Raw genomic sequence first — 24,050 nt, 5'->3', positions numbered from 1 at the left:
GCCGGCCCTAGACTCGCAATCGTGACATCGGCCGCCGTCGGCGCTCCAGGTTCCCCCCGGCGCTACCTCCACTCGCTGTGGCTCCTGTCCGCACGCGACCTCAAGGTGCGCTACTCGACGAGCGCACTCGGGTACCTCTGGTCGGTGCTCGATCCGCTCGTGATGAGCGCGATCTACTGGTTCGTCTTCACGCAGATCTTCCAGCGCACGGTCGGGCACGAGCCGTACATCGTGTTCCTCATCACCGCGCTCCTGCCGTGGGTGTGGTTCAACACCTCGGTGTCGGACTTCACGCGGGCGCTCAAGAAGGATGCCCGGCTGGTTCGGTCGACGGCGATCCCGCGGACGATCTGGGTGAACCGCATCGTGCTGTCGAAGGGGATCGAATTCCTCTGCTCGCTGCCGGTGCTCGCCCTCTTCGTCGTGGTCGCCGCGTTCTCGATGCACCCCGCCGAGCTCAACTGGGGCCTTCTGCTGATCCCCGTGGCGGTGCTCGTGCAGGCGGTGCTCCTCGTCGGCATCGGGCTCATCGTGGCGCCGCTCTGCGTGCTCTGGAACGACCTGGAGCGCACCACGAAGCTGGTGCTCCGCGCGCTCTTCTATGCTTCGCCGGTCATCTATTCGGTGTCCGACATCCCGGCGCCCTTCGACACCCTCGTCGCCTTCAACCCCCTGGCCGGCATCTTCGCGATGTACCGCGTCGGCTTCTTCCCCGGTGAGTGGGACCCGTTCGTGATGGTCGTCGGCGCGGTGATGAGCTTCGCGATCCTCGGATTGGGCGTGTTCGTCTTCGGCCGCCTCGAGCGCCACATGTTGAAGGAGCTGTGATGACGGCATCCGCACCCGCCATCCGCGTGCAGGGGCTGGGCGTGCGCTTCCGGCGCAACCGCGGCGGCCGCCGCAGCATCATGGACCTGTTCTCCGACCGGTCGCGTCGCAGCAAGCCGGGCGAGTTCTGGGCGCTGCGCGACGTCGCGTTCGACGTACAGCCCGGCGAGGCCATCGGCGTCGTCGGACGCAACGGGCAGGGCAAGAGCACGCTGCTCAAGCTCGTCGCCGGCGTGATGATCCCCGACGAGGGCGACGTGCAGGTGCACGGCGGCGTCGCGCCGCTCATCGAGATCACCGGAGGATTCGTCGGCGACCTCACGGTGCGCGAGAACGTGAAGCTGACGGCGGGACTGCACGGCATGTCGCGCGCCGGTGTGGCGCGCAAGTACGACGGCATCATCGACTTCGCCGAGCTCGGCGATTTCCAGGACACCCCGTACAAGCACCTCTCCAACGGCATGAAGGTGCGACTCGCGTTCGCCGTCGTCTCGCAGCTCGAGGAGCAGGTGCTGCTCGTCGACGAGGTGCTCGCAGTCGGAGACAAGGCGTTCCGCGAGAAGTGCTATGCCCGCATCGACGAGCTGCTCTCCGAGGGGCGCACGCTGTTCTTCGTCAGCCACAACGAGCGCGACCTGCGGCGGTTCTGCTCGCGCGGCCTCTATCTCGACAAGGGCAGGCTCGCGCTGGATGCGCCGATCGAAGACGTGCTCGCCCGCTACGACGCCGACTATCCCGTCGGCTGACCGCGTCGCGCGTCAGCGGGCGGGGTCGAGCAGCGGCGGCATCGGCCGCCACGTGCGGTCGCGCGCGATGCGCCGACCGTCGCGCAGGCCTCGGAAGAGGTTGCTCGTGCCGCGCACCGTCCGCTCGACGAGTGCGAGGCGGATGAGCTCCTTGCCGAAGGTCAGGGCCGTGCCGACGGCGAAGGGCAGCGGGCGGTGCACCCCGAGGGCGCGGTAGTACTGCTTGATGTATGCGCGGTTGCGCATGATGTAGTACCGGTAGGCGTCGCTGGAGGCGTTCATGTGCCGCACGCCCATGTCCCACTGGCGGATCTCGCGCGTGCGCCGCAGCACGAACTCGTCGACGATGACCGACTCCGTCTCACGCGACGCCAGCCAGCCGTAGGTCTGGTCGTCCCAGTAGATGAAGAAGCGCGGGTCGGGCAGGCCGATCTTCGCGACGATGTCGCGGTGGATGAACATGCCCTCGAAGCATCCGGAGTTCATCGGCTTGTACCCCGACGCGTCGAACGCCGCCGGCGCGAACGGGATCGGGATGCCGAGGGGCTCGGCGACGCGGTACTGCCAGTAGAACTCGCTGCCGTCGTAGTCGTAGCGGCGGCCCTGGATGCTCTTGAACCGCGGCGCCCAGGCGCCCATCTTCGCGAGGCCGTCCTCGATCACCTCGACGTCGTCGTCCATGAGCCAGATCCACTCGGAGCCGATCTCGTAGGCGACCCGCATCCCCTCGCTGAATCCGCCGGAGCCGCCGGTGTTCGTCTCCATGCGCCGGTAGACGATCTCGGTGCCCACCCGGGGGCGGAACGACTCGACGACCTCAGCGGTGTCATCGGTCGACGCGTTGTCGATGATCACGACGTGGCCGGGCTTGGGGTCCATCGCGACGATGCTCTCGAGCAGTCGGGTGAGGAGGGAGGACCGGTTGAAGGTCACGACGGCGATGGTCGCCGAGGCCGGGTCGAACGAGGCGGCGGGCGGCACGGTGGTCACGGGTGCGATTCTCCGGGGACGGGGCGGATGTCGGGGCGTCGGGCCGACACGCAAGCCTACCCCGGACGCCCTGCCGGGGGCTGTGCGGGCGGGAGCCCCGCCTCGACGCCGTCGCGCTCGATCCGCTCCCGCCACGAGCGCGACTGACCCGCGCGAACGGCGCACAGGACGAGGATCAGCCAGCCGAGGCCCGCGAGGGTGAAGCTCTCGAACATCGAGTCGATGAGCAGGGCGATGAGGATGAGCGGGGTCCACGCGTAGATCACCGACCGGCGCGCGCTGGCGACGAGCCACGAGCGCACCAGGGCGATGCCGCAGAACGCGACGAACATGAGGAGCCCCACCCAGCCCAGCTGCAGCAGCACGTCGAAGTATGCGTTCAGGCCGGTCGCGTGCGACTCGCCGAGCAGGAAGTTGATCGCGTTGAAAGGCAGTTCGCCGCGGTTCCACGGCCCGAACCATCCCCACCCCTGCACCGGCCGCGAGCGCAGGTAGTCGACCATCAGGTTCCAGAGGTCGACGCGCAGCGAGATGTCGGTGCCGGCGTCGAGGAGTCGGATGATCGGATGCCGCGCGACGTAGCCCACGAACACGGCGAGGACCACGACGGACCCGAGCGCCCACTGCACCGCCGCGCGCCGCTCGGGGCTCGTGTGCCGCACGATCGCGAGCGCGCCGACGGCGACGCCCACACCGCCGGCGAGTACGAGCACGGTCGGGGAGTCGCTCAGCACGGCGAGACCTCCCGCGAGCACGACCGACGCGATCGACACCCCGGGCCGCACCGACTGCGTGCGGTACTCGATCAGGAAGGTGATGAGAGCGAGCACGCACACGAAACCGAGCAGGTTGCGCGTGCCGAAGATGCCCTGCACCGGGCCGAGGTCGGCGATGTTGCCCTGGACGCCGAGGAACCGCAGCGGGGTGTCGATGAGGATGCCCGAGAGGATCTCGACGCCCAACGAGACCGCCAGCATGACCCGCAGCACGTCGCCGAGTGCGCGCACGGTCTGGAGGGTGTCTCGGACGTGTCCGATCACGACGGCGAGGAACGCGATCGCGATCATCGACAGCCAGCCGGCGAACGACGACGCGGCATCCGAGCTCCAGAAGATGCTCGCCCCCGCCCAGCCGCACAGCAGGAGGAGGGTCGTGGGCACGAGGCGGAGCATCGAGATCTCCCGGCGCCGGGCCGCGAGGACGCCCATCCCCAGGACGCACAGCCCGCCGATGATGGTCGCATACGTCACGCGTCCGGCAGTGCGCTCGATGGCGTGCGAGGCGAACACCGCCCCCATCACCGCGAGGGTGAACGCGCGCGCGAAGGCGGCGGAGCCGAGCAGCTGGACGAGGGGTCGGCGCGAGGACTCCGCTGCCGCGTCGCTCACGCGCCCTGCTTCGTGGGCTCGCCCCGCTCGATGGCCGCGCTCTGCTCAGCGGGGCCGACGCCGATGTGGGGCGACTGCTTGATCTTCGCGCCCAGCATCACGAGGAACGCCCAGCCCCACAGCATCAGCGGATTCGACTCGGCGAAGCCCTGCACGAGCACGATCGCGCCGAACAGCGTCGGCAGCAGGGTCAGCGGCGAGTAGGGACGGTCGGCGCGCAGGTCCCACCGCGGGCGGTCGACGGCGAAGAACCACGAGCGCCACACGAACGCGAGGTAGACGAGCCCGAGCAGCACGAGACCGATGATCCCCAGCTGCATGAACGTGTCGATCCACATGCTGTGAGCCTGCATCACCGTCTGGCCGTGGTCGGTGATCCAGCCGTCGAACGCGGGGTCCCAAGGTGCCCAGGGGGTCGCGTAGCCCCAGCCGGCGAACGGGCGCTCGGTGGCCCGACCGAGGACGTCGGCCCAGATCGCCTCGCGGCCGGTGAGGTCGGCGCTGCGGCCGAGCGCGGTGAAGATCTCGTCGCGCAGCAACCAGAGGGTGAGGCCGCCGCCCACACCGATGGCGGCGTAGATGACGTAGTACTTGGTGCGTGCCCCGGGGCGTGTCGCGGTGCGCATCAGGAGCACGGTTCCCAGCACGACCAGCACGGCGACGGCGGCGAGGTACGCGGTCGCCGACGACGCCCGATAGAAGAGGTACGCCGACAGGCCGATCCAGATCGCGAGCGGGATGCGGCGGGGCGCGCCGGCCACGAGACGGATCGAGAACACGATGATGGCGAGGAGCGCGACCGGACCGAGCAGGTTCGCGTTGCCCATGATGCCCTGGAGGCGCCCGCCGTCGAACAGGTTGTCGCGCGACCAGTACTCGATCGCGTCGTCGGCCTTCCCGACGACGAAGCCGGGCAGGATCGGCGCCCCGATGAAGGTCGACACCCACAGCTCGAACGCGATCGAGAGCGCCATCACCCATTTGAGGGCGGATGCCGCGGCGGCGACGAGTTCCCGCCAGGTGAGCGCGCTGGCGATGAAGAGGGCCTGGATCGTGGTGATCCACAGGAGGAGCAGGGTGAGCGCGGTCGTCGCCGGCCAGGCCGACCACAGGATCGACGCGGTCGCCCAGCCGAGGTACCCGACGACGAACCAGGGGAGGCGGCGCCACTGCACCGGAGGGCGGACGACGAACCAGAGCACGACGGTGACGATGCCGCCGGCGATCGCGACGGCACCCGCCACGACGTTGCCGAAGGCGTGCACCCAGGCGGTGCCCGACAGCGCGAGGAAGAGCACGAAGATGCACCAGGCGCGCATGAGCAGGTGCCCCGTCGTCTCACGCAGCGGGGGAGCGGGCGGTGCCGAGACCGGATGCTTGGAGTGGACGGCCATCGACTTCAGGGTACCCGGCCGCCCCTCGCGCGGTGCGGCGGGACGGGGCTTGCAGGCCAGGTTCCGAGCAATCCGTTATCACAGCGCGACACGCCGTCGGCGCGTCGCAAACGTTCAATGCCCGATTGAGCCTTTACTATCTGCGACTTGACCTTCGCGAACTACACGGGTGTAATTACCTGTGTACGCACCAGCGTGCAGCAGGAATCACGGGGGGTGAGAACGACATGACGGCAGCGCAGTTCCGATCAGGCGTTCCCGGCGACTGGTTCGTCGATCCTGTCAATCTCGGTGTTCCGGGCGTGCGCCGCGCGACCCCGACCGAGGAGGACAATCCACTCGGGTGGCAGACCGATGCGCTCTGCGCCCAGACCGATCCCGAGGCGTTCTTCCCCGAGAAGGGCGGCTCGACCCGCGATGCCAAGCGCATCTGCACGTCGTGCGACGTGCGCGGCGAGTGCCTCGAGTACGCGCTGCAGAACGATGAGCGGTTCGGCATCTGGGGCGGTCTCAGCGAGCGCGAACGGCGCAAGCTCAAGCGGCGAGCGAGCTGACGCGTCCGGCGGCGGTTCCGGCCGCCCCGGCGCGTACGCCGTGCGGGCATCGCACGCACGCTTAGGCTGACCTGGTCATGCCCGCCCGTATCCACGCCGTCATCGTCGTGCGACCAGACGGTGCCACGCCTGCGGCGTTCCATCTGAAGCGCACCCTGGCCGCCCTCGACGCCCAGTCGCGAGCCGTCGATGCGGTGACCGTCGTCGTCTGCGGCGGCGACGAGCGACTGACCGGCCTCGCAGCCGATGCCGGGGCCGGTGTGGTCGTCGCCCCCGCGTCGACGAAGTACGGCGCCGCCGTCGCGCGCGCGCCCATCGCCGAGGCCGACGCCCTCTGGCTGCTCACCCAGGACACCGCTCCCGAGCCCGAAGCGCTGACAGCGCTCGCCGGAGCGCTCGAGCTGTCGCCGTCGGTCGCCCTGGTCGCGCCGAAGCTGGTGCGGTGGGACGACCGATCGGAGATCGTGTCGCTCGGGGTCGGGATGACGCGATTCGGCCGGTCCGTCGAGGCGGCCGACGGTGAGCTCGACCAGGGCCAGCACGACGGTCGCGACGACGCGATGGGCGCCGACGTGCGCGGCATGCTCGTGCGCCGTGATGCCTGGGAACGGCTGGGTGGACTCGATCCCGCCCTGCACGGTGCCGATGAGGGTCTCGATCTGGCGGTTCGGGCACGTCTCGCGGGCGGACGCGTGAGCCTCGTCCCCGCCGCGCTCGTCGCCACCGCCGGCGACGGTGTCGCCGGCACCCTGAACCCGTCGAGTCCGCAGCGTGTGCGGCGCCGTGCCTATGCCCGCCGAGCGGCGCAGCTGCACCGGCGCCTCGCCTACGCGCCGCTGATCACCGTGCCGCTGCACTGGCTCAGCCTGCTGCCGCTCGCGCTGTGGGCGAGCATCGTGCACATCTTCCGCAAGGATCCCGGCCTCATCGCGGTCGAGTGGGCGGCATCCGTCGTCACCGCCGTGCGTCTGGTGTCTCTGGCGCGCGCACGGCGACGGATCGCCCGCACGCGCGCGGTGTCGTGGTCGCAGCTCGCACCGCTGCGGGTGACGCGGGCGCAGGAGCGGGAGCGTCTCGACGAGGATCCGGACGCGGGGGTCGGCGGCCACGTGCGCAGCGAGCTGCGCTTCTTCGCCGGGGGCGGAATGTGGCTCGTGCTCGGTGCGCTGGTCGTGTCGGTCTCGTCGTTCACCGCGCTCCTGGCGTGGCCGGTGCTCGGCGGGGGCGCCCTGCAGCCGCTGCAGTCGACCGTCGCGCAGCTGTGGGCGGACGCCGCCTTCGGCGCGCGAGCCGTCGGACTCGACACCGTGGGGCCCGCAGACCCGTTCGCGGCGATCGTGGCGCTGCTCGGCTCGCTCGCTTCGTGGGAGCCGTCGCGCGCGGTCGTCGCGCTGTGGGTGCTCGCCCTGCCCCTCGCGGCTCTCGGCGGATGGTTCGCGGCCACGCGGGTCACCGACCGCTCGGTGCTGCGCATCATGGGCGGCGCGGTGTGGGCGCTCGCCCCCACATTCGTCGTCGCGCTCACCCAGGGGCGTCCTGCCGCGGTGATCGCGCACCTGCTCCTGCCGTGGCTCTTCTACGCCGGATCGGTCGCGCACCGGTCGTGGTCCGCGGCCGGGGCGGCCTCGCTGCTCCTCGTGCCGGTGATCGCCGCCGCGCCGACGCTGGCACCCGCCCTGCTCGTGCTGTGGTTCGTGATCATCGTGCTGGCCGCCGTGCTGCGCGCCGGACAGGGCATCATGCGCGTGATCTGGGTGATCGTGCCGACCCTCGTGATCGCGGCGCCCCTGGTGTGGCACTCCGTCGCGGCAGGCTCCGGGTGGGGGCTGCTCGCCGATCCGGGTGTGACGTGGTCGGGGCCTCAGGTCGGGGCGGACGCGGCAGGGCGTGCGCTGCTCGTGGCCGGGATCCCCACGACCGACCTCGCCGGGTGGACGAGCATCCTGCCCGACGGCCCGACGTGGTGGGTGCCGCTTCTGTCGGCTCCGCTGGCGCTGCTGGCGCTCGTCGCCCCGCTGACGGTGCGGTGGGCCGCGGGGCTCGCGATGCTCGGCGTGACCGCACTCGGCGTCGCGACGGCGTTCGGCGCCGTCGGCGTGGCAGTCGCCTTCGCGCAGTCGACGACGGTCGCGCTGTGGCCGGGCGCCGGACTGAGCCTTGCGTGGCTCGGCGCCGCGGGCGGCGCGCTCGTCGCACTCGACACCGGCCTCGCTCCCCGGCTCGCCGCGGTACGCGGTGCAGTCGCGGTGGTCGCGACCTTGGCGATCGCGGTGCTGGCGATGCCAGCGCTCACCTCGGCGGTGCGCGGCACGAGCATGCTGGAGCTCGGGACGGCAAGCACCCTGCCCGCCTTCGTCGCCGCAGAGGGGCGCGACGACCCCGACGTCGGCACGATCGTGCTGACGCCCCAGGCCGACGGCGCCCTGTCCGCCCGCGTGGTGTGGGGCGGGAGCGAGACGCTCGGCGGCCAGTCCACCATCGTCAACACCCGCACGGAGCCGTCCGAGTCCGACGTCGAGGTCGCCGAGATCGCCGTCGATCTCGTCACGGCGGCAGCCGACGACGTGGTCGGACGGCTGGCGGGGTACGGCGTCGAGTTCGTGCTCCTCGCCCCCGCCGACCAGCCCGAGTCCGACGCCGCTCGCTCGATGCGCCTCACCGCGCAGACCTCGCTCGACCAGCGTGAGACTCTCGACTCCGTGGGAGACACCGTCAAGGGCGGCTTGTGGCGGGTGACCGACGAGGTAGCCGGGCGCGTCGCCGCGCCGGCCGGGACGGCTGGGATCGCAGCGGCGATCGCGGCGTCGCAGCTCCTCGTCGTCGCCGTCGCGCTGCTCCTGTCGCTGCCGACCGCGGCGTCGCGGCGCGCCGCCCGCCGCACGCCCCGCATCGTCGGGCCGCACTGGAAGGAAGGCCGATGAGCGACAAGCCGCCGTTCCGCTGGGCCGGCACCAGCGCGCGCCTGCTCGCCGGCACGCTCCTCTCCACGCTCGCCGTGGTGGCCGTGGTCACCGCCGTGTCGGTGCCCTGGCCGACGATCGCGCAGGAGCCCGCGTCGGTGTCGGCGGTGCCCGCGCCCGCGGCATCCGTCATCGCGTGCTCGGGCGGTGTCCTCACCATCGGCAGCCAGTTCTCCGATGCCTCGGCGCTCGACCTGGCCGCACGGCAGTCCGTCGTGAGCGGCGTGGCGGAGGGCGTCGCCGAGCCCACCGAGACGGAGCTCACGGTGCCGCAGGCCCCCGGCGACTCGGTCGCCTCGTTCACATCACTGCCCGCCGATCGCACGCGCACCGACGTCGCGGCATCGGGTGCGTCGACGGTGCGCACCGAGGCCCTCGCCGGGTTCGCCGCCTCGGCCTGCCGCCCGCCGCTCATGGAGTCCTGGCTGGTCGGCGGATCCGCCGACACCGGGGCCGCCGACCTCGTGGTGCTGAGCAACCCCGGCACCGTGCCCGCGACGGTGCAGCTCACCGTCTACGGCGTCGACGGCGCGCAGACGCCGCCGGGCGGCGCCGACCTCGTCGTCGCCCCGGGAACCCAGCAGATCGTGCCGCTCGCGGGCCTGGCGCTCGGCGAGGCGAGTCCCGTCGTGCGGGTGTCGTCGACGGGTGCGCCGGTGAGCGCCGGCCTGCAGACGAGCATCACCCGCGTGCTCACGCCCGGCGGTGTGGACCAGGTCGGGCCGGTCCGGGCGCCCGAGACCACGCAGATCATCGCCGGGGTCGCCGTCACCGCATCGCCCGGCGAACTCGGCGCATCCGACTCTGCGACGCTGCTGCGCGTGCTCGCGCCGTCGGCCGACACCACCGCCGAAGTGCGGGTGAGCCCGATCGGCGCGTCGAACGGCGCGGTCGAGTCGCGGACGGTCGAGCTCACCGCGGGGCAGCCCGCCGAAGTCGACCTCGGCGGGCTCGCCGTGGGCACCTACACCGTGCAGGTGGCTGCCGCGGAGCCGGTGGTCGCGGCGGTGTGGCAGGCCACAGGCTTCGACGAGGGCGACGACTTCGCGTGGTTCACTCCCGCGCCCCTGGTGGAGACCCCGAGCCTGTTCGCCACGACGCGCGGGCCGCTGCCGACCCTCAGCCTGGTGAACGACGACGACGAACCGGCCGTGGTCAGCGTCGCCTCGGTCGACGGAGCGTTCCGGCTGGAGGTGACGGTTCCCGCTCAGGGCTCGACGCTCGCGCGGCTGTCGGCGCGCACGGTCTATCTGCTCGAGTCCGACGGTACCGGCGTCCGCGCGGGTCTCACGCTGTCGGGCGACGGGGCGCTCGCCGGGTTCCCGGTGTGGCCTGCCGATGCGGCGTCGCCCGCGATCACGGTCTATCCGTAGCGGACGCTGCTGCGGGGCCGGGCGCGAGCCGACGCTGCCGCCGCGCGGGCATCCGTTCAGAAGTAGCGGAACCGCTCCGGCCCGAGGTCCCATGGGTCGCGCTCGAGGTACTCCGCGGCGGCGCGGAAGACGCTGCCCTCGATCAGCATGCGGCGGTGGAGGTCGTCGTCGCGATGCAGATGGGCGAGTCGCTCGATGGGCAGGCGGTACAGGATGATGCGGCGCTCGTCGCGCAGCACGGTCCAGCGCGGGATGCCGTCGGCATCCGTCATGGCGGGCATGTCGGCCACCTCGAACCGCACCTCGCGCAGTTCCTCCCAGGCGCTGCGGAGGAACTCGGCAGCACTGCCCACCGCGAGGTCGAAGCGCTCGACGCGGGTGTCGAGCGGGGGGAGCGGCGGACGGACGACCGGGCTGCGACCCTCGCGACCGTGGCGTCCGTGCCGTGCGGGGCGCCGCGCGGGGTGCGCGGCGGAACGGGTGCGACGCCAGGCCATGCGCCCATCCTAGGCGCCCGGACGGGCCCGCTCCCGGCGCGGCATCCCTGGTCCGACCCCACGACGGGCTACGGTCGAAGCGATGCGAGAGAGACTCTGCTCCAAGGTGGCCTGCGCCCGCGAGGCCGTGTCGACGCTGACGTACGACTACGGCGACAAGATGGCGGCGCTCGGTCCGCTCGGCATCGCCGCAGACCCGCATGCGCACGACCTGTGCGCCATCCACACCGATCGCCTCTCGGTGCCGCAGGGCTGGGTCGTCGTCCGGCACGAGACGCTGCGCGCCTGACGCGTCGTCCGTGCGGCGGGGCCGCGCACGGTGCGATCGCGCGCTCCGTGGGATGATGGCGGGATGCCGACTGACGTTTCGACTCGCCCCGCTCGCTCCTCGACCGGTTCCGCCGCCGAGCTCGAGTACGAGGTCGCGGACCTCGCTCTCGCCACGGCCGGACGACACCAGCTCCGTCTCGCCGAGAACGAGATGCCGGGGCTCATGGCCCTCCGCGAGGAGTACGGTCCGTCGCAGCCGCTCGCCGGAGCGCGGATCGCGGGCTCGCTGCACATGACGGTGCAGACCGCCGTGCTCATCGAGACCCTCGTCGCTCTGGGCGCGCAGGTGCGCTGGGCGAGCTGCAACATCTTCTCGACGCAGGACGAGGCGGCCGCAGCAGTGGTCGTCGGCCCGACGGGCACGATCGACGCCCCCGCCGGCGTGCCGGTGTTCGCGTGGAAGGGCGAGACGCTCGAGGAGTACTGGCGCCTCGCCGACCGCATCTTCGACTGGACGGCCGAGGGTGCGGACGGCCCGAACATGATCCTCGACGACGGCGGAGACGCCACACTGCTCGTGCACAAAGGTGTGGAGTTCGAGAAGGCCGGCGCGGTCCCCGATGACGCCGACGGCGACTCGGAGGAGTACCGCATCGTCCTCGCGACCCTGCGTGCGAGCCTCGCCGCCGACCCGCAGCGCTTCACGCGCATGGCGGCGGGTCTCCTCGGCGTCACCGAGGAGACCACGACAGGCGTGCACCGCCTGTACGAGCTCGCTGCGGCGGGCGACCTGCTCTTCCCCGCGATCAACGTCAACGACTCGGTCACCAAGTCGAAGTTCGACAACAAGTACGGCATCCGTCACTCCCTCCCCGACGGCATCAACCGCGCGACCGACGTGCTGATGGGTGGCAAGGTCGCCTTCGTCTGCGGCTACGGCGATGTCGGCAAGGGTGCCGCCGAGGCGCTGCGCGGGCAGGGCGCCCGCGTGATCGTCAGCGAGGTCGACCCGATCTGCGCCCTGCAGGCCGCGATGGACGGCTACCAGGTGGCGCGTCTGGCCGACGTCGCCGGCGAGGTCGACATCCTCATCTCGGGCACGGGCAACAAGGACGTCATCACGACCGCCGACCTGCTCGCGCTCAAGCACCTGGCCATCGTCGGCAACGTCGGCCACTTCGACAACGAGATCGACATGGCGGGCCTGGGCGCCCTCGCGGGCGTGGAGAAGATCGAGATCAAGCCGCAGGTGCACGAGTGGCGTCTGCCCACGGGGCGCAGCATCCTCGTGCTGAGCGAAGGGCGCCTGCTCAACCTCGGCAACGCCACCGGCCACCCGTCGTTCGTGATGAGCGCCTCGTTCACCAATCAGGTGCTCGCGCAGATCGAGCTGTTCGCCAAGCGCGACGAGTACCCGACCGACGTGTACGTGCTGCCGAAGCACCTCGACGAGAAGGTCGCGCGCCTGCACCTCGATGCCCTCGGTGTGAAGCTCACCACGCTGACGCCCGAACAGGCCGACTACATCGGCGTGCCCGTCGAGGGCCCGTACAAGCTCGAGCACTACCGCTACTGATATGTGACGCTTTCCTGTCACGTGGTCTCCGTCGAATAGACGTCGGAAGCCCGCCCGAAGGTCGATTCCACGGAGACGAAGCTGGGTCAGCGGGTGGGGAAGCCTCGCGGGGGAGCGGCGACCGGCGCGGTCAGCTTCGCGGCACGGTCGGTCTCGAGCGAGATCGCACGGAGTTCGCGCTGCCGGCGCACGGCGGCCACGCCGCGGAGGAACGTGTCGGGGTCGACGGCCGGCGCGGGCGAGACGAAGGGCGCGGCTTCGCCGGCGAGGGATGCCGCCGAGCGCAGGCGGGCCGCCGGGTCGAGTCGCGGTGCAGACACCAGGAACTGCGCGATGCGACGGGCGAGGCGGTCGGGAAGCCGGGCGACGTCGGCGACGGCTGCCCAGTTCTCGAGGCCCGGGGGCACCTCGAACGACGGATCGGGCAGACGCGGGGTGCGGGTGCGCTCGGAGTAGGTGCCGGCGAGCAGATCGCCGAGGCGCTGCGAGCGCGGGGTGAACGCGCCGCACAGCGCGGCGACCGCCCCGAGGGTGAACCAGAGTTCGAACACGCCCACCAGCGCGCGGATGAAGGCGTGCCGGAAGCCGGTGCCGCCGCCGTCGGATCGCACGATGCGCCCGCCGACCGCGAGCTTGCCGAGGCTGCGGCCGCCGCTGGCGGTCTCGACCGCGGTCGGGAGGATCACGGTGACGGTCACCACCACCACGATCGTGAGGATCGGGGCGACGGCGGCGTCGAGGAGGCCCGCGCCGCCGAGCCACGACAGGGCGAAGCTGAACAGCACGAGCACGGCGACGCCGAGGAGCATGTCGATGAGCACACCGAGCGCGCGCAAGAAGAACGACAGCGGCTGCACGTCGAGTGCCACGGCTTCGCCGGTGAGCACCTCGTCCTGATGGATCTCGACGATCGATGATCCTTCGGTGGGCATGGGTAGAGTCAAGCACATGGACCTCGACGCCCTCACTGCCGCGCGGCGCGCGGAGTGGGCGAGGCTCGACGAGCTCAGTCGCGCACGTCGCCTCACCGGCGCCGAGGTCGACGAGCTCGTGGCTCGCTACCGGGCGGCATCCGCCGATCTCGCCGACATCAAGACGTCGGCCGGCCGAACGCCGCAGGGCGACCATGTGTCGACGATGCTCGCGCGGGCCCGACTTCGGCTGACGGGCACCGCCGAGAACCCGATGCGGCAGATCCCGCGGTTCTTCGTGCTGCAGCTGCCCGCGGCGCTGCACCGGCTGCGCTGGATCACCCTGGTGATCGCGGGCGCCTTCATCGTGGTGGGGACCACCGTCGCGCTCTGGGTCTCGAGCGACGCGGCGCTCGTGGCGAGCCTCGGTCCGAGCGCCGGACTCGAGCAGTACGCCGAGAACGACTTCACCGACTACTACAGCGAGAACCCGGCAGCCGTGTTCGCCGGGACGGTGTGGACCAATAACGCCTGGATCGCCGCGCAGTGCGTGATGTTCGGCATCACCGGGGTCTGGCCGATCATGGTGCTCGTGCAGAACGCGGTGGGGGTCGGCACGGCCGCTGCGATCATGCTGGCCTTCGACCGCGGCGACGTCTTCCTGCTGTACATCCTCCCGCACGGGCTGCTCGAACTGACCTGCATCTTCGTCGCGGGCGCCGCCGGCCTGCGCATCTTCTGGTCGTGGGTCGCGCCCGGCGCGCGCAGCCGCGGCGAGTCGCTCGCCGCGGAGGGGAGGGCACTGGCGACGGTGGCTATCGGTCTCGTGCTCGCGCTCGCGGTCGCCGGGCTCATCGAGGGGTTCGTCACCGCGCAGCCGTGGCCCTGGTGGATCAAGATCGGCATCGGGGCGGTCGCGCTCGGCCTGTTCCTGACCTACATGCTGGTCGTCGGAGGGCGAGCGCGGCGGCTCGGCGAGACGGGCGACCTCACCGAGTACGAGGCGGGCACGCCCACGCTCGTCGCCGGATGATCCGCAGGGGGTGCACGAGTCAGACCGCGGCATCCGTTCACCGAGATTTCGCGCGCTGGACCGCCACACCATTGTTTTGAATTGATCAAAACAAGGCTAGGCTGAAGGGGTGACGACAGCCCCTCCCCACCTCGACGCGAGCGAACTGCTCCGCGGTGCGGGCCTGCGCGTCACCGACTCCCGACGCGCGGTCGTCGAGGCGCTCCGGGCCAAGCCGCACGTGAGCGCCGACGAGGTGTTCCAGCTCGCCCGTCGCTATGTGCCGCAGTCGAGCCTGCAGTCCGTCTACAACGCCCTCACCGACTTCGTCGACGCCGGTCTCGTGCGCCGCATCGAGCCGGCGGGCCGTCCGGGGCTGTTCGAGCTGCGCGTCGACGACAACCACCACCACCTGGTGTGCACCGGATGCGGCGCCGTCGAGGACGTCGACTGCGCGGTCGGTCCCGCCCCCTGCCTCACGCCCTCCGACAGCCACGGCTACACCGTCCAGGTGGCCGAGGTGACGTTCTGGGGGCTGTGCCCCGCGTGCGCCTCGGCTGCACGCGACCGATGACCATCAGACCCCCTCAGGAAGGAAGATCATGACCGATCACGACGCCGCAGGCATCGGCGGCGAAGAGAACCCCACCGATCAGTCCGTCACGGTGACCGACGAGCCGAACCCTGCCGGTGGGTGCCCCGTCGTCCACACCTCGCAGCCGCACCCCACCGCCGGGTCGGCGAACCGGGTGTGGTGGCCGAACCAGCTGAACCTCAAGGTGCTCGCGAAGAACCCCGCCGTCGCCAACCCGCTCGGCGAGGAGTTCGACTACACGGCGGCGTTCGAGGCGCTCGATCTCGCCGCGGTCAAGGCCGACATCGCCGAGACGCTCACGACGAGCCAGGACTGGTGGCCGGCTGACTTCGGCAACTACGGACCCCTCATGATCCGCATGGCGTGGCACTCGGCGGGCACCTACCGCGTCACCGACGGCCGTGGCGGCGGCGGCGCCGGCCAGCAGCGCTTCGCCCCGCTGAACTCGTGGCCCGACAACGTCAACCTCGACAAGGCCCGTCGCCTGCTCTGGCCCGTGAAGAAGAAGTACGGCCAGTCCATCTCGTGGGCCGACCTGATGATCCTCGCCGGCAACGTCGCGCTCGAGTCGATGGGCTTCGACACCTTCGGCTACGCGGGCGGCCGCCCCGACGTGTGGGAGCCCGACGACGACGTGTACTGGGGTCCCGAGACGACGTGGCTCGACGACAAGCGCTACTCGGGCGACCGCGACCTCGAGAAGCCGCTCGCCGCGGTGCAGATGGGTCTCATCTACGTCAACCCCGAGGGCCCGAACGGCAACCCCGACCCGCTTCTCGCGGCACGCGACATCCGCGAGACGTTCTCGCGCATGGCGATGAACGACGAGGAGACTGTCGCGCTGATCGCCGGTGGTCACACCTTCGGCAAGACCCACGGTGCGGCATCCGACTCGCACGTCGGCGACAACCCCGAGGCCGCCGGCATCGAGGAGCAGGGTCTCGGCTGGGCGAACTCGTACGCCAGCGGCAAGGGCGACGACTCGATCACGTCGGGACTCGAGGTCACCTGGACCTACCACCCGACCCGCTGGGACAACGAGTTCTTCCACATCCTGTTCGCGTACGAGTGGGAGCTGTTCCAGAGCCCCGCCGGTGCGAACCAGTGGCGTCCGAAGAACGGCGGCGGAGCCGACATGGTGCCGCTCGCCCACTCGGGCGGTCGCCGCGAGCCCCGCATGCTCACCACCGACCTCGCGCTGCGCTTCGACCCCGCCTACGGCGAGATCTCGAAGCGGTTCGCCGAGGACCCTGCCGCGTTCTCCGACGCGTTCGCCCGCGCGTGGTTCAAGCTGACCCACCGCGACATGGGCCCGATCGAGCGCTACCTCGGCCCCGAGGTGCCGGCTGAAGAGCTCATCTGGCAGGACCGCGTGCCGGCCGTCGACCACGAGCTGATCGACTCCGCCGACGCTGCGGCGCTCAAGGCGCGGATCCTCGAGTCGGGACTCTCCGTCTCCGAGCTCGTGTCGACCACGTGGGCGGCGGCCTCGTCGTTCCGCGGCAGCGACAAGCGCGGCGGCGTCAACGGCGCCCGCATCCGTCTCGCACCCCAGAAGGACTGGGCGGTCAACAACCCCGCCCAGCTCGCCAAGGTGCTCGGCGCGCTCGAGGGCGTGCAGGCGGAGTTCAACGCCGACCGTGCCGACGGCAAGCAGGTCTCGCTCGCCGATCTCATCGTGCTGGCGGGCAACGCGGCTGTCGAGAAGGCGGCAGCGGATGCCGGTGTCGAGGTCGAGGTGACGTTCCACCCGGGCCGCACCGACGCCTCGCAGGAGCAGACCGACGTCGAGTCGTTCGAGTACCTCGAGCCCGCGGCCGACGGCTTCCGCAACTACTACGGCCCGCTCGCCGAGCTGCCCGCCGAGTACCTGCTCGTCGACAAGGCCAACCTGCTCACCCTGTCGGCGCCCGAGCTCACCGTGCTCGTCGGCGGCCTCCGGGTGCTCGGCGCCAACTACGACGGGTCGGAGTACGGCGTGTTCACCGACCGCCCCGGTGTGCTCACGAACGACTTCTTCGTGAACCTGCTCGACCTCGGCACCACCTGGCGTCCGCTCGACCCGGGCAAGCACGCGTTCGCCGGCGCGAAGGACGGTTCGGGCGAGAAGGTCGGCATCGGCACGCGCACCGACCTGGTGTTCTCGTCGAACTCCGAGCTGCGCGCCGTCGCCGAGGTCTACGCCTCCGACGACGCGACCGAGAAGTTCGTGCGCGACTTCGCCCGCGCGTGGGGCAAGGTCACCGAGCTCGACCGGTTCGACCTGGTCTGATCCGAGAGATCCCGCACGCAGAAGCGGCCCGTCCCCGAGGGGGCGGGCCGCTTCCGCGTGCGGGACGGGTTCAGAGCTCGACGCGCGCCGTCTCCTCAGCGGGAGGAGCCGGAGTCTTCTCGAGCAGGGCACGGTGCACCCAGCCGGCGATGAGGCCGCCGACGATCGGGAACACGATGAAGACCCACAGCTGCGACAGTGCCTCGGTTCCGCCGTAGATCGCCGCGGCGATCGAGCGCGCCGGGTTCACCGACGTGTTGTCGACCGGGATCGAGATGAGGTGGATGAGCGTCAGCGTCAGGCCGATCGCGAGCGGCGCGAGCAGCGCATTGCCGCGCGTGGGGTGCGTGACGCCCAGGATGATCAGCACGAAGAACGCCGTGAGAAGCACCTCGACCACGATCGCGGCGCCCAGGCCGAAGCCGCCGGGCGAGGCGTCGCCGAAGCCGTTCGAGGCGAACCCGCCGTTCATCGCGTCGGCGAGCCAGGTGCCCGGACCGTAGACGCCGATGAGCACGATGAGGCTCGTCGCGACCACACCGCCGATCAGCTGGGCGACGATGTAGGCGACCGTGTCCTTCCAGGGGAACCGGCCGGAGGCGGCGAGGCCCAGCGTGATCGCGGGGTTGAAGTGGCCGCCCGACACGGGGCCCCACGCGTAGGCGCCCACCACGACGGTGAGGCCGAACGCGAGCGCGACGCCCACGAAGCCGACACCGAGCGGGTTGGCGGGGTCGTCGTACGGGAACGCGGATGCGATCAGTGCAGTGCCGACGCCTCCGAAGACGAGCAGCATCGTTCCGAGCGCCTCGGCGACGAGCTTGGTCGAGGTCTTGGGCTCGGTGGTGGTATCCGTCATGGCGGACTCCTTTCCTCGGCCGTGAGAGTAGCGCGGTTCTCAGCACTTTCTCAGCAGGCTCGACGGATGTTGCCCCAAGTGTCACCGGACGTACTCCGACGGCGGGAGGCCGTCGAACCACCTCAGAGTCGGCCGGCCGCCTTCAGGGCGAGGTAGCGGTCCGCGATGCGCGGCGGCAGGTCGTCGGGCGATCCGGTCAGCGATTCGGCACCCGCCCGCGCCATCGCCGCTGCGGTCACCCGCGCGTCACGGGTCGCCCGCTCGACCGCCGCGAGGCGGTACACGTCCGCCGCATCCGGCCGCTCGGGGGAGGTGACGGGCTCGTCGGTGACCGTGCCGACGAGCACCCGCGTGCGGGCGGTCAGCGCACCGAGCGATCCGAGGAACCCGCGGGCGGCGTCGGGCGAATCCTGGGCGGTGAGCAGCACGACGAGCGACGGACGGCTCGTGAGCGAACGCACCTGCGCGAACGCGGCATCCCAGTCGGTGTCGATGAGCTGCGGCTCGACCGGCGCCATCGCATCGACGAGCGCCGGAAGGAGCCCGGGTCCGTCGACGCGGCTCACCCGCGCGCGCACCGCACGGTCGAACATCACCAGGTGCACGTGGTCGCCGGCGCGCTGGGCGAGCGCGGCGAGCAGCAGCGCGGCCTCGATCGCGGCATCCATCCGCACCCCGTCGCCGACGCGGGCGGCGGCGGTGCGCCCGGTGTCGATGACGATCACGACATGGCGGTCGCGCTCCGGACGCCAGGTGCGCAGCATCGTGGTGGACGACCGGGCCGTCGCGCGCCAGTCGATGGAGCGCACGTCGTCGCCGCGCACGTACTCGCGGAGGCTGTCGAACTCGGTGCCCTGTCCGCGCACCTGCACGCTGGTGCTGCCGTCGAGTTCGCGCAGGCGCGCGAGGCGCGACGGAAGGTGCCGGCGCGCAGTGAAGGGCGGCAGCACGGGCAGCGCGCCGAGGCTCTCGAGCCGGGCCTGGCGCCCGGCGAGGCGCAACAGCCCGTCGGAGCGGACGACGACGAACCGGCTGGTGAGCTCGCCACGGCGGCGGGGGAGGAGCGGCACCCGGATACTGCGGCTCTCGCCAGGCGGGACGATGATGCGGATGCGGTCCGCCGGTGCCCCCGCGGTCGGCTGCCAGGCGTCGCGGACGCGCCCGCGCACGGTGCGCGACCCGGTGTTGCGCAGCCGCACCTCGGCCACCACCTGCTGACCGAGCAGTGCGCGCCGCGGCACATCGCGCGACACCTCGATACGGCGCGGATCGGGGGCGGCGATCGCATCGGCGAGCACGAGCACCAGGCACAGCACGATCCACCCCGCAGCGGCCGCCCACGCATCGACGCCCGCCGCGGCGAGCAGCACGACGGGCACGGCGCCGACGGCGACGAGGAGTGCTGCGCGGGCGGTGAGGTGCATCAGAGCGGGACGGGGGTCTGCTGCACGACCGAGCCGAGCACGGCGTCGACCGACACGCCTTCGAGCTCCGCATCGGGGCGCAGCCGGATGCGGTGGCGCCACGTGGGAACGAGCATGGTCTGCACGTGGTCGGGCGTGATCGCGGGGTAGCCGCCGAGCCAGGCCCACGCCTTCGCCGCGGCGAGGAGCGCGGTCGCGGCGCGGGGGCTCACGCCCAGCTGAACGGACGGGCTCCGGCGGGTCGCCTGCGCGAGGTCGACGACGTAGCCGAGCAGGTCGTCGGAGACGGCGACGGATGCCGCGGCCCGCTGCGCCGCCCGGATCTCGTCTGCGGTGGCCGCGGCGCGCAGGCCTGCGGCTGCGAGATCGCGGGGATCGAACCCGCTCGCGTGGCGGCGGAGCACGGCGAGCTCGGCGTCGCGTGTGGGCACCTCGACGACGAGCTTGAGGAGGAAGCGGTCGAGCTGCGCCTCGGGGAGCGTGTAGGTGCCTTCGTGCTCGACGGGGTTCTGCGTCGCCGCGACGAGGAAGGGGTCTGGGAGCGGCCGGGTGACACCGTCGGTCGAGACCTGCCGCTCCTCCATCGCCTCGAGGAGCGCTGCCTGCGTCTTGGGCGGCGTGCGGTTGATCTCGTCGGCGAGCACGATGTTGGTGAAGATCGGACCCTCGCGGAACTCGAACTCGCCCGCGCGGGCGTCGTACACGAGAGACCCCGACACATCTCCGGGCATCAGGTCGGGGGTGAACTGGATGCGGCGGGTGTCGAGCCCGAGCGCGGCGGAGAACGCGCGCACGAGCAGCGTCTTGGCGACGCCCGGCACGCCCTCGAGCAGCACGTGGCCGCGCGCGAGGAGGGCGATGAGCACGCCGGTGACGGTGCCGTCCTGCCCGACGACGGCCTTGCCGACCTCGATCCGCACGCGGTTCATCGCCTCACGCAGCGCCGCGTCGTCAGCGGTCACCGGCGCGGCGGTCTCGGCGGTCGACGGAACCGCGGCTGCGGGGGTGGTCTCTGTCACTGTGGGTGTCCTTCCGGGCGGATCGCCGCGCGCACGGCGTCTTCGAGCTGGCGGATGCGCTGTGCGAGGGCGACGAGGTCTCCGTCGCCGCGGGGCAGGTCGTCGATGAGGATGCCGCGCACGACACGCCGGTCCCTGCCGGTCACGGCGGCGGCAGCGTCGGCGATCTCCGTGGCCGACGCCGTCGCGCCGAGGCCGACGAGTGCGCCGATGCGGGTGAGCGAGCCCAGGCGCAGCTGGTCGGCGGCGTGCACGGCATCGCGGGCGCGGGCGTAGAGGTGCGCACGCCCCTCGGTGGTCTCTGCGGCGCGCACGGTGACCGGGAGCCGCTCGGCGACGAGCGGGCCGAATCGCCTGCCGCGGTGGATCGCAGCCGCGACGCCCGCGACGAGGAGCAGCACGATGACGGGGCTCACCCAGGGCGGCGTCAGCTCGCCCAGCGACGGATCGGCGTTCTCGAGGTCGGTGTCCAGAAGACCGGGCACGTACCAGACCACGCGCGGGTGCTCGCCGAGCAGACCGATCGCGAGGGCCGCGTTGCCGCCCGTCGCGAGATGCTCGTTGGTGAAGACGACAGTCGCGTCGAGTGCGGCGACGGAGTCGTCGGCCAGCATCCCGAATGCGTCGCCCGACGGGTAGCAGCGCACGATGTCGCCACCGGCTGGGCGGAAGACGGCGCCCGGGGCGACGGCGCCGGCGCGCACGGCGGTGTCGTCGGCGCACGCCGGGTCGACCTCGGCGACCCCGGCGACCCCGGCGGGCTCGGCACCCGGGAAGAAGAGGTCGAGGGTCCGCGCCCGCGGATCGATCAGCACGACATCGGTGGCGTCGGCGGCGAGGGCCTCGATCGCATCGTCGGAGAGGGCGGGCGCGTCGGGGAGCACCAGCGTCGCGGTGCCCCCGGCGAGGGCTGCGGATGCCGCGGCGCGGTCGCGCGCGACGACCACCTCGACGCCGTGGTCGCGCAGCACCTCGACGAGCGCGCGCGTTCCGGTCGGTCCGGCGGATTCGGGATCGAGCGAACCGCGCTCGGCCCACTCCGCGGCCTGCGTGATCACCGCGCCGACGGCGCCGACCGCGAGGAGCACCACGGCGATGCCGATCCATGCGGCGACGCCGCGGGTGCGGCTCTTCGTCGGTGGCGCGGCGAAGCTCATGCGGGCACCGCGTCCTTCGGCGCGGGGCGGGCGTCCCTCACGGCGTCGTCGACGGTCGAGACGCGACGGTAGAGCTCGGCCGAGCCCGGGCGCCGCAGATAGCGCACATCGTCGAACGCCGTCGCGGCGCGCTCGAGCTCGTCGGCCGAGTCGGGGAACACGCGTCCGGCGGCGCGGGCGAAGGCGTGCACCGTCGCGCCCGGAGGCGTGTCGACGACGCCGCGTTCGACGCAGCTGCGGGCGATCGCCCGGACGCGCACGATGATCGCCTGCTCCCATTCGCCCCGTCCTGCGTGGGCCTCGGCGGCTCGGCGCAGCTCGGTGGCCGAGCGCCCCTCGGGTTCTCCGAACAGCTCGCCGGTCCGCGCTGCGGCGCGCCCGCTCGCGCGGGGGACGCCCCAGACGAGGAAGGCCGCGACGACGACGATGACGACGACGACGGCGGCGACGAGGGCGAACGCCGGCCCCCATCCGCCGGAGAGATCGGGGTTGAAGAGGTTGACGAAGAACTCGCCGACGGCCCGGGCGATGCGATCGACCGGCGTCGGCTCGGCGGCTTGATAGACGGGATCGGAGAGCTCGCGCTCGGCCCACTCGCGCGCCTCGTCGCGGTCGGGGATGAGGGGAGCGGCCTCGACGAGGTGCCGGCCGATCGTCGGGATCACGCCGTCGGGCCTGCGCTGTCGGCGCCGGAGGAACCGGGCGCCGCCCAGATCGTCGGCGCGGGCTCGACGGAGTCGGCAGCAGGAACGGGGGCCGCGGCGGTGTGCTCAGGTGCAGCTGCGTAGCCGGACAGAGGTGCAGGTGCGTAGCCGGGAGGAGGGGCTGCTGCGTACCCGGGAGGAGGCGCTGCCGTGTAGCCCGGCTGAGGCGGCACGGCGTAGCCCGCCGGAACCCCGTAACCCGGCTGAGGCGCGGAGGAGCCCGCGGGGGGCGGCCCGTAGCTCGCCGCGGGGTACCCGGGCGGAGGAGGGCCGGCGGGCGTGTAGCCGGGAGCGGCGTACACGGCGGCGGCGCGGGGCGCGACCACGCGGCCGATGTTCTGCACGAACGGGTCGGCGAGCCCGGTCGAGCCCGCATCGCGACGCTCGACGTACGCGAGCAGATCGAGATCGAGCCCTTCGCGGCGCATCCGCGCGTCGATGTAGATGAGGGCGGTCGCCGACGACTGCACGACCAGGAGCACGGCCTGCAGCAGCAGCGTGATCGCCTGTGTCGCGAGGAGACCGACCACGAGTCCGATGATCTCGGTGGTCGTGGGCTCACCCGTCGGCGCGATGATCGTGCCGAGGCCGGCCGACAGGAACGACATCGGAAGGCTGACGACCTGTGCGACCGCGCCGAACACCAGCGAGATCAGCAGGATCACCCCGAGCGCCGGCCAGAAGCGCCCGCGTGTCAGGGTCCACGACCGCGCGATGGCGCCGGTGATCGTCGCGCGCTCGATGATGATGGCCGCCGGCGCGAGGAGCAGCTTGATGGTCAGCCACCACACCAGCGGGATGGCGCCCAGGATGACGAGCACGGTCAGCCCGATCGCGACGGGGAGCGCGGCCAGGCCGATTGCGACGAGCCCCAGGGTCAGCAGCGCGATCGCGGCGAGCAGGGCGCCGACCAGGAGGGCCGTGTAGCCGATCAGACGCCACACCGCGGGGCGCAGCTGCCGCCAGAGTGCGCCGAGGGCGAGCTTCTCGGCGACCGCGGCATGGGTCACCTCGATGACGACGATGCCCTGCACGATGACGCCGAGCACGCCCGCCGCGAGCCCGAGCACGAGGCCGGCGATCGCGGTGATCGCGATCGACCCCGCCATGATCGTCTCGAACTCCTCGGTGCCCGGCGCGACCGTGTCGAGTCGTGAGAACGACACGCCCGCGATCGCGGCGACCAGGCCGATGACGACCAGGTAGGCCACGGTCTGCACGACCATGGCGAAGCCGAGCAGCACCTTCGGGTTCTGCCGCAGCGCGGCGAACGACCGACCGAGGATCGTGCCGAACGACAGCGGATGCAGCGGGATGATGCCCGGGCGAGATGCCGGCGTCCACGCCGGGTATGCGGTCACGTGCCGTCCCCCTCCGGGTCGCGACGAACCCGAGCGGGCCTCGCGCGGGTCCTCTCATCGTGTCACAACGGCGAAGTGGCGCGCGCCCGCGTTCGGTGGATCCCCACCGCGCCTTCGGCCGTCCCACAGGCCGTGTCGACTACTCTGGGGGAGCGCATGG

21 protein-coding genes are annotated in these 24,050 nt (G+C 71.9%); 10 read left to right on the top strand and 11 right to left on the bottom strand.

Going from position 1 to position 24,050, the window contains the following annotated elements; all coding sequences use genetic code 11:
• Positions 1–21: 21 nt before the first annotated feature.
• Positions 22–828, top strand: coding sequence for an ABC transporter permease (locus JOD63_RS09875; RefSeq protein WP_045275274.1), 807 nt, complete (start codon positions 22–24; stop codon positions 826–828).
• The gene (locus JOD63_RS09870) at positions 828–1,574 is read left to right on the top strand and encodes an ABC transporter ATP-binding protein (RefSeq protein WP_045275275.1); all 747 of its coding nucleotides are present in this window, start codon (positions 828–830) and stop codon (positions 1,572–1,574) included. The genes JOD63_RS09875 and JOD63_RS09870 overlap by 1 nt, the downstream gene beginning before the upstream one ends.
• 12 nt (positions 1,575–1,586) lie before the next feature.
• Here the strand turns inward: JOD63_RS09870 and JOD63_RS09865 are convergent, their stop codons facing one another.
• The 3 genes from JOD63_RS09865 to JOD63_RS09855 are packed head-to-tail and all read right to left on the bottom strand — an operon-like array spanning position 1,587 to position 5,346.
• Positions 1,587–2,564, bottom strand: coding sequence for a glycosyltransferase family 2 protein (locus tag JOD63_RS09865; RefSeq protein WP_084613465.1), 978 nt, complete (start codon positions 2,562–2,564; stop codon positions 1,587–1,589).
• A gap of 56 nt (positions 2,565–2,620) precedes the next feature.
• Positions 2,621–3,952, bottom strand: a complete 1,332-nt coding sequence (locus JOD63_RS09860; protein ID WP_045275276.1) for an O-antigen ligase family protein — start codon at positions 3,950–3,952, stop codon at positions 2,621–2,623.
• Positions 3,949–5,346 (bottom strand): O-antigen ligase family protein, encoded by a 1,398-nt coding sequence (locus tag JOD63_RS09855; protein WP_045275277.1) that lies wholly within the window; start codon positions 5,344–5,346, stop codon positions 3,949–3,951. Before JOD63_RS09855 ends, JOD63_RS09860 begins: the two co-directional genes overlap by 4 nt.
• A gap of 227 nt (positions 5,347–5,573) precedes the next feature.
• Here JOD63_RS09855 and JOD63_RS09850 point away from each other — a divergent pair, with 227 nt between their 5' ends.
• The 3 genes from JOD63_RS09850 to JOD63_RS09840 all read left to right on the top strand — a co-directional run bounded on the left by JOD63_RS09850 (position 5,574) and on the right by JOD63_RS09840 (position 10,233).
• Complete coding sequence (locus JOD63_RS09850) at positions 5,574–5,900, top strand: WhiB family transcriptional regulator (protein ID WP_084613466.1); 327 nt, start codon at positions 5,574–5,576, stop codon at positions 5,898–5,900.
• 77 nt (positions 5,901–5,977) lie between these two features.
• A complete protein-coding gene (locus tag JOD63_RS09845) occupies positions 5,978–8,821 on the top strand; it encodes a glycosyltransferase (protein WP_045275278.1) in 2,844 nt (947 codons plus the stop codon).
• Complete coding sequence (locus tag JOD63_RS09840; protein WP_045275279.1) at positions 8,818–10,233, top strand: DUF5719 family protein; 1,416 nt, start codon at positions 8,818–8,820, stop codon at positions 10,231–10,233. Before JOD63_RS09845 ends, JOD63_RS09840 begins: the two co-directional genes overlap by 4 nt.
• Positions 10,234–10,289: 56 nt before the next feature.
• Here JOD63_RS09840 and JOD63_RS09835 read toward each other — a convergent pair whose 3' ends face one another.
• The gene (locus JOD63_RS09835; RefSeq protein WP_045275280.1) at positions 10,290–10,730 is read right to left on the bottom strand and encodes a metallopeptidase family protein; all 441 of its coding nucleotides are present in this window, start codon (positions 10,728–10,730) and stop codon (positions 10,290–10,292) included.
• A gap of 82 nt (positions 10,731–10,812) precedes the next feature.
• Here JOD63_RS09835 and JOD63_RS09830 point away from each other — a divergent pair, with 82 nt between their 5' ends.
• Entirely contained in the window at positions 10,813–11,019 is a 207-nt protein-coding gene (locus tag JOD63_RS09830; protein ID WP_045275281.1) for a DUF3499 family protein, read from the top strand.
• A 63-nt stretch (positions 11,020–11,082) separates the two neighbouring features.
• Positions 11,083–12,576 (top strand): adenosylhomocysteinase, encoded by a 1,494-nt coding sequence (gene ahcY / locus JOD63_RS09825; protein WP_045275282.1) that lies wholly within the window; start codon positions 11,083–11,085, stop codon positions 12,574–12,576.
• A gap of 86 nt (positions 12,577–12,662) precedes the next feature.
• Here ahcY and JOD63_RS09820 read toward each other — a convergent pair whose 3' ends face one another.
• Positions 12,663–13,508: an RDD family protein gene (locus tag JOD63_RS09820; RefSeq protein ID WP_045275283.1), complete on the bottom strand. Its 846-nt coding sequence runs from the start codon at positions 13,506–13,508 to the stop codon at positions 12,663–12,665.
• 16 nt (positions 13,509–13,524) lie between these two features.
• Here JOD63_RS09820 and JOD63_RS09815 point away from each other — a divergent pair, with 16 nt between their 5' ends.
• From JOD63_RS09815 to katG, 3 genes are all read left to right on the top strand, one after another.
• Positions 13,525–14,520 carry a stage II sporulation protein M gene (locus tag JOD63_RS09815; protein WP_045275284.1) on the top strand — a complete coding sequence of 332 codons (996 nt, stop codon included), beginning with the start codon at positions 13,525–13,527 and terminating at the stop codon, positions 14,518–14,520.
• 109 nt (positions 14,521–14,629) lie between these two features.
• Positions 14,630–15,073 carry a Fur family transcriptional regulator gene (locus JOD63_RS09810; RefSeq protein WP_045275285.1) on the top strand — a complete coding sequence of 148 codons (444 nt, stop codon included), beginning with the start codon at positions 14,630–14,632 and terminating at the stop codon, positions 15,071–15,073.
• A 28-nt stretch (positions 15,074–15,101) separates the two neighbouring features.
• The gene (gene katG, locus JOD63_RS09805; RefSeq protein WP_084613467.1) at positions 15,102–17,366 is read left to right on the top strand and encodes a catalase/peroxidase HPI; all 2,265 of its coding nucleotides are present in this window, start codon (positions 15,102–15,104) and stop codon (positions 17,364–17,366) included.
• A 70-nt stretch (positions 17,367–17,436) separates the two neighbouring features.
• Here katG and aqpZ read toward each other — a convergent pair whose 3' ends face one another.
• The 6 genes from aqpZ to JOD63_RS09775 form a co-directional block, all read right to left on the bottom strand.
• On the bottom strand, positions 17,437–18,225 hold the full coding sequence (gene aqpZ, locus JOD63_RS09800; RefSeq protein WP_045275286.1) for an aquaporin Z: 789 nt from the start codon (positions 18,223–18,225) through the stop codon (positions 17,437–17,439).
• Between the two features lie 122 nt (positions 18,226–18,347).
• Positions 18,348–19,649 carry a DUF58 domain-containing protein gene (locus JOD63_RS09795; RefSeq protein WP_045275287.1) on the bottom strand — a complete coding sequence of 434 codons (1,302 nt, stop codon included), beginning with the start codon at positions 19,647–19,649 and terminating at the stop codon, positions 18,348–18,350.
• Positions 19,649–20,578 carry an AAA family ATPase gene (locus JOD63_RS09790; RefSeq protein ID WP_045275310.1) on the bottom strand — a complete coding sequence of 310 codons (930 nt, stop codon included), beginning with the start codon at positions 20,576–20,578 and terminating at the stop codon, positions 19,649–19,651. The genes JOD63_RS09795 and JOD63_RS09790 overlap by 1 nt, the downstream gene beginning before the upstream one ends.
• A gap of 86 nt (positions 20,579–20,664) precedes the next feature.
• Positions 20,665–21,825 carry a DUF4350 domain-containing protein gene (locus tag JOD63_RS09785; protein WP_045275288.1) on the bottom strand — a complete coding sequence of 387 codons (1,161 nt, stop codon included), beginning with the start codon at positions 21,823–21,825 and terminating at the stop codon, positions 20,665–20,667.
• The gene (locus JOD63_RS18225; protein WP_052682478.1) at positions 21,822–22,490 is read right to left on the bottom strand and encodes a DUF4129 domain-containing protein; all 669 of its coding nucleotides are present in this window, start codon (positions 22,488–22,490) and stop codon (positions 21,822–21,824) included. The genes JOD63_RS09785 and JOD63_RS18225 overlap by 4 nt, the downstream gene beginning before the upstream one ends.
• Positions 22,487–23,890, bottom strand: a complete 1,404-nt coding sequence (locus tag JOD63_RS09775; RefSeq protein WP_045275289.1) for a glycerophosphoryl diester phosphodiesterase membrane domain-containing protein — start codon at positions 23,888–23,890, stop codon at positions 22,487–22,489. Before JOD63_RS09775 ends, JOD63_RS18225 begins: the two co-directional genes overlap by 4 nt.
• Between the last annotated feature and the right edge of the window lie 160 nt (positions 23,891–24,050).

This window comes from Microbacterium terrae, from assembly GCF_017831975.1.
In the GTDB taxonomy this organism is placed as follows: Bacteria; Actinomycetota; Actinomycetes; order Actinomycetales; family Microbacteriaceae; genus Microbacterium; species Microbacterium terrae.
The sequence above is the reverse complement of the archived record's forward strand: the minus strand, read 5'-3'. Positions and strand labels throughout refer to the sequence as shown.

Excerpts from the sequence above, each read along its gene's own strand:
- JOD63_RS09870 (WP_045275275.1), top strand. The coding sequence starts at position 828 with ATGACGGCATCCGCACCCGCCATCCGCGTGCAGGGGCTGGGCGTGCGC.
- JOD63_RS09855 (WP_045275277.1), bottom strand. The coding sequence starts at position 5,346 with ATGGCCGTCCACTCCAAGCATCCGGTCTCGGCACCGCCCGCTCCCCCG.
- JOD63_RS09850 (WP_084613466.1), top strand. The coding sequence starts at position 5,574 with ATGACGGCAGCGCAGTTCCGATCAGGCGTTCCCGGCGACTGGTTCGTC.
- JOD63_RS09845 (WP_045275278.1), top strand. The coding sequence starts at position 5,978 with ATGCCCGCCCGTATCCACGCCGTCATCGTCGTGCGACCAGACGGTGCC.
- JOD63_RS09840 (WP_045275279.1), top strand. The coding sequence starts at position 8,818 with ATGAGCGACAAGCCGCCGTTCCGCTGGGCCGGCACCAGCGCGCGCCTG.
- JOD63_RS09835 (WP_045275280.1), bottom strand. The coding sequence starts at position 10,730 with ATGGCCTGGCGTCGCACCCGTTCCGCCGCGCACCCCGCGCGGCGCCCC.
- JOD63_RS09830 (WP_045275281.1), top strand. The coding sequence starts at position 10,813 with ATGCGAGAGAGACTCTGCTCCAAGGTGGCCTGCGCCCGCGAGGCCGTG.
- ahcY (WP_045275282.1), top strand. The coding sequence starts at position 11,083 with ATGCCGACTGACGTTTCGACTCGCCCCGCTCGCTCCTCGACCGGTTCC.
- JOD63_RS09820 (WP_045275283.1), bottom strand. The coding sequence starts at position 13,508 with ATGCCCACCGAAGGATCATCGATCGTCGAGATCCATCAGGACGAGGTG.
- JOD63_RS09815 (WP_045275284.1), top strand. The coding sequence starts at position 13,525 with ATGGACCTCGACGCCCTCACTGCCGCGCGGCGCGCGGAGTGGGCGAGG.
- katG (WP_084613467.1), top strand. The coding sequence starts at position 15,102 with ATGACCGATCACGACGCCGCAGGCATCGGCGGCGAAGAGAACCCCACC.
- aqpZ (WP_045275286.1), bottom strand. The coding sequence starts at position 18,225 with ATGACGGATACCACCACCGAGCCCAAGACCTCGACCAAGCTCGTCGCC.
- JOD63_RS09795 (WP_045275287.1), bottom strand. The coding sequence starts at position 19,649 with ATGCACCTCACCGCCCGCGCAGCACTCCTCGTCGCCGTCGGCGCCGTG.
- JOD63_RS09790 (WP_045275310.1), bottom strand. The coding sequence starts at position 20,578 with ATGAACCGCGTGCGGATCGAGGTCGGCAAGGCCGTCGTCGGGCAGGAC.
- JOD63_RS09785 (WP_045275288.1), bottom strand. The coding sequence starts at position 21,825 with ATGAGCTTCGCCGCGCCACCGACGAAGAGCCGCACCCGCGGCGTCGCC.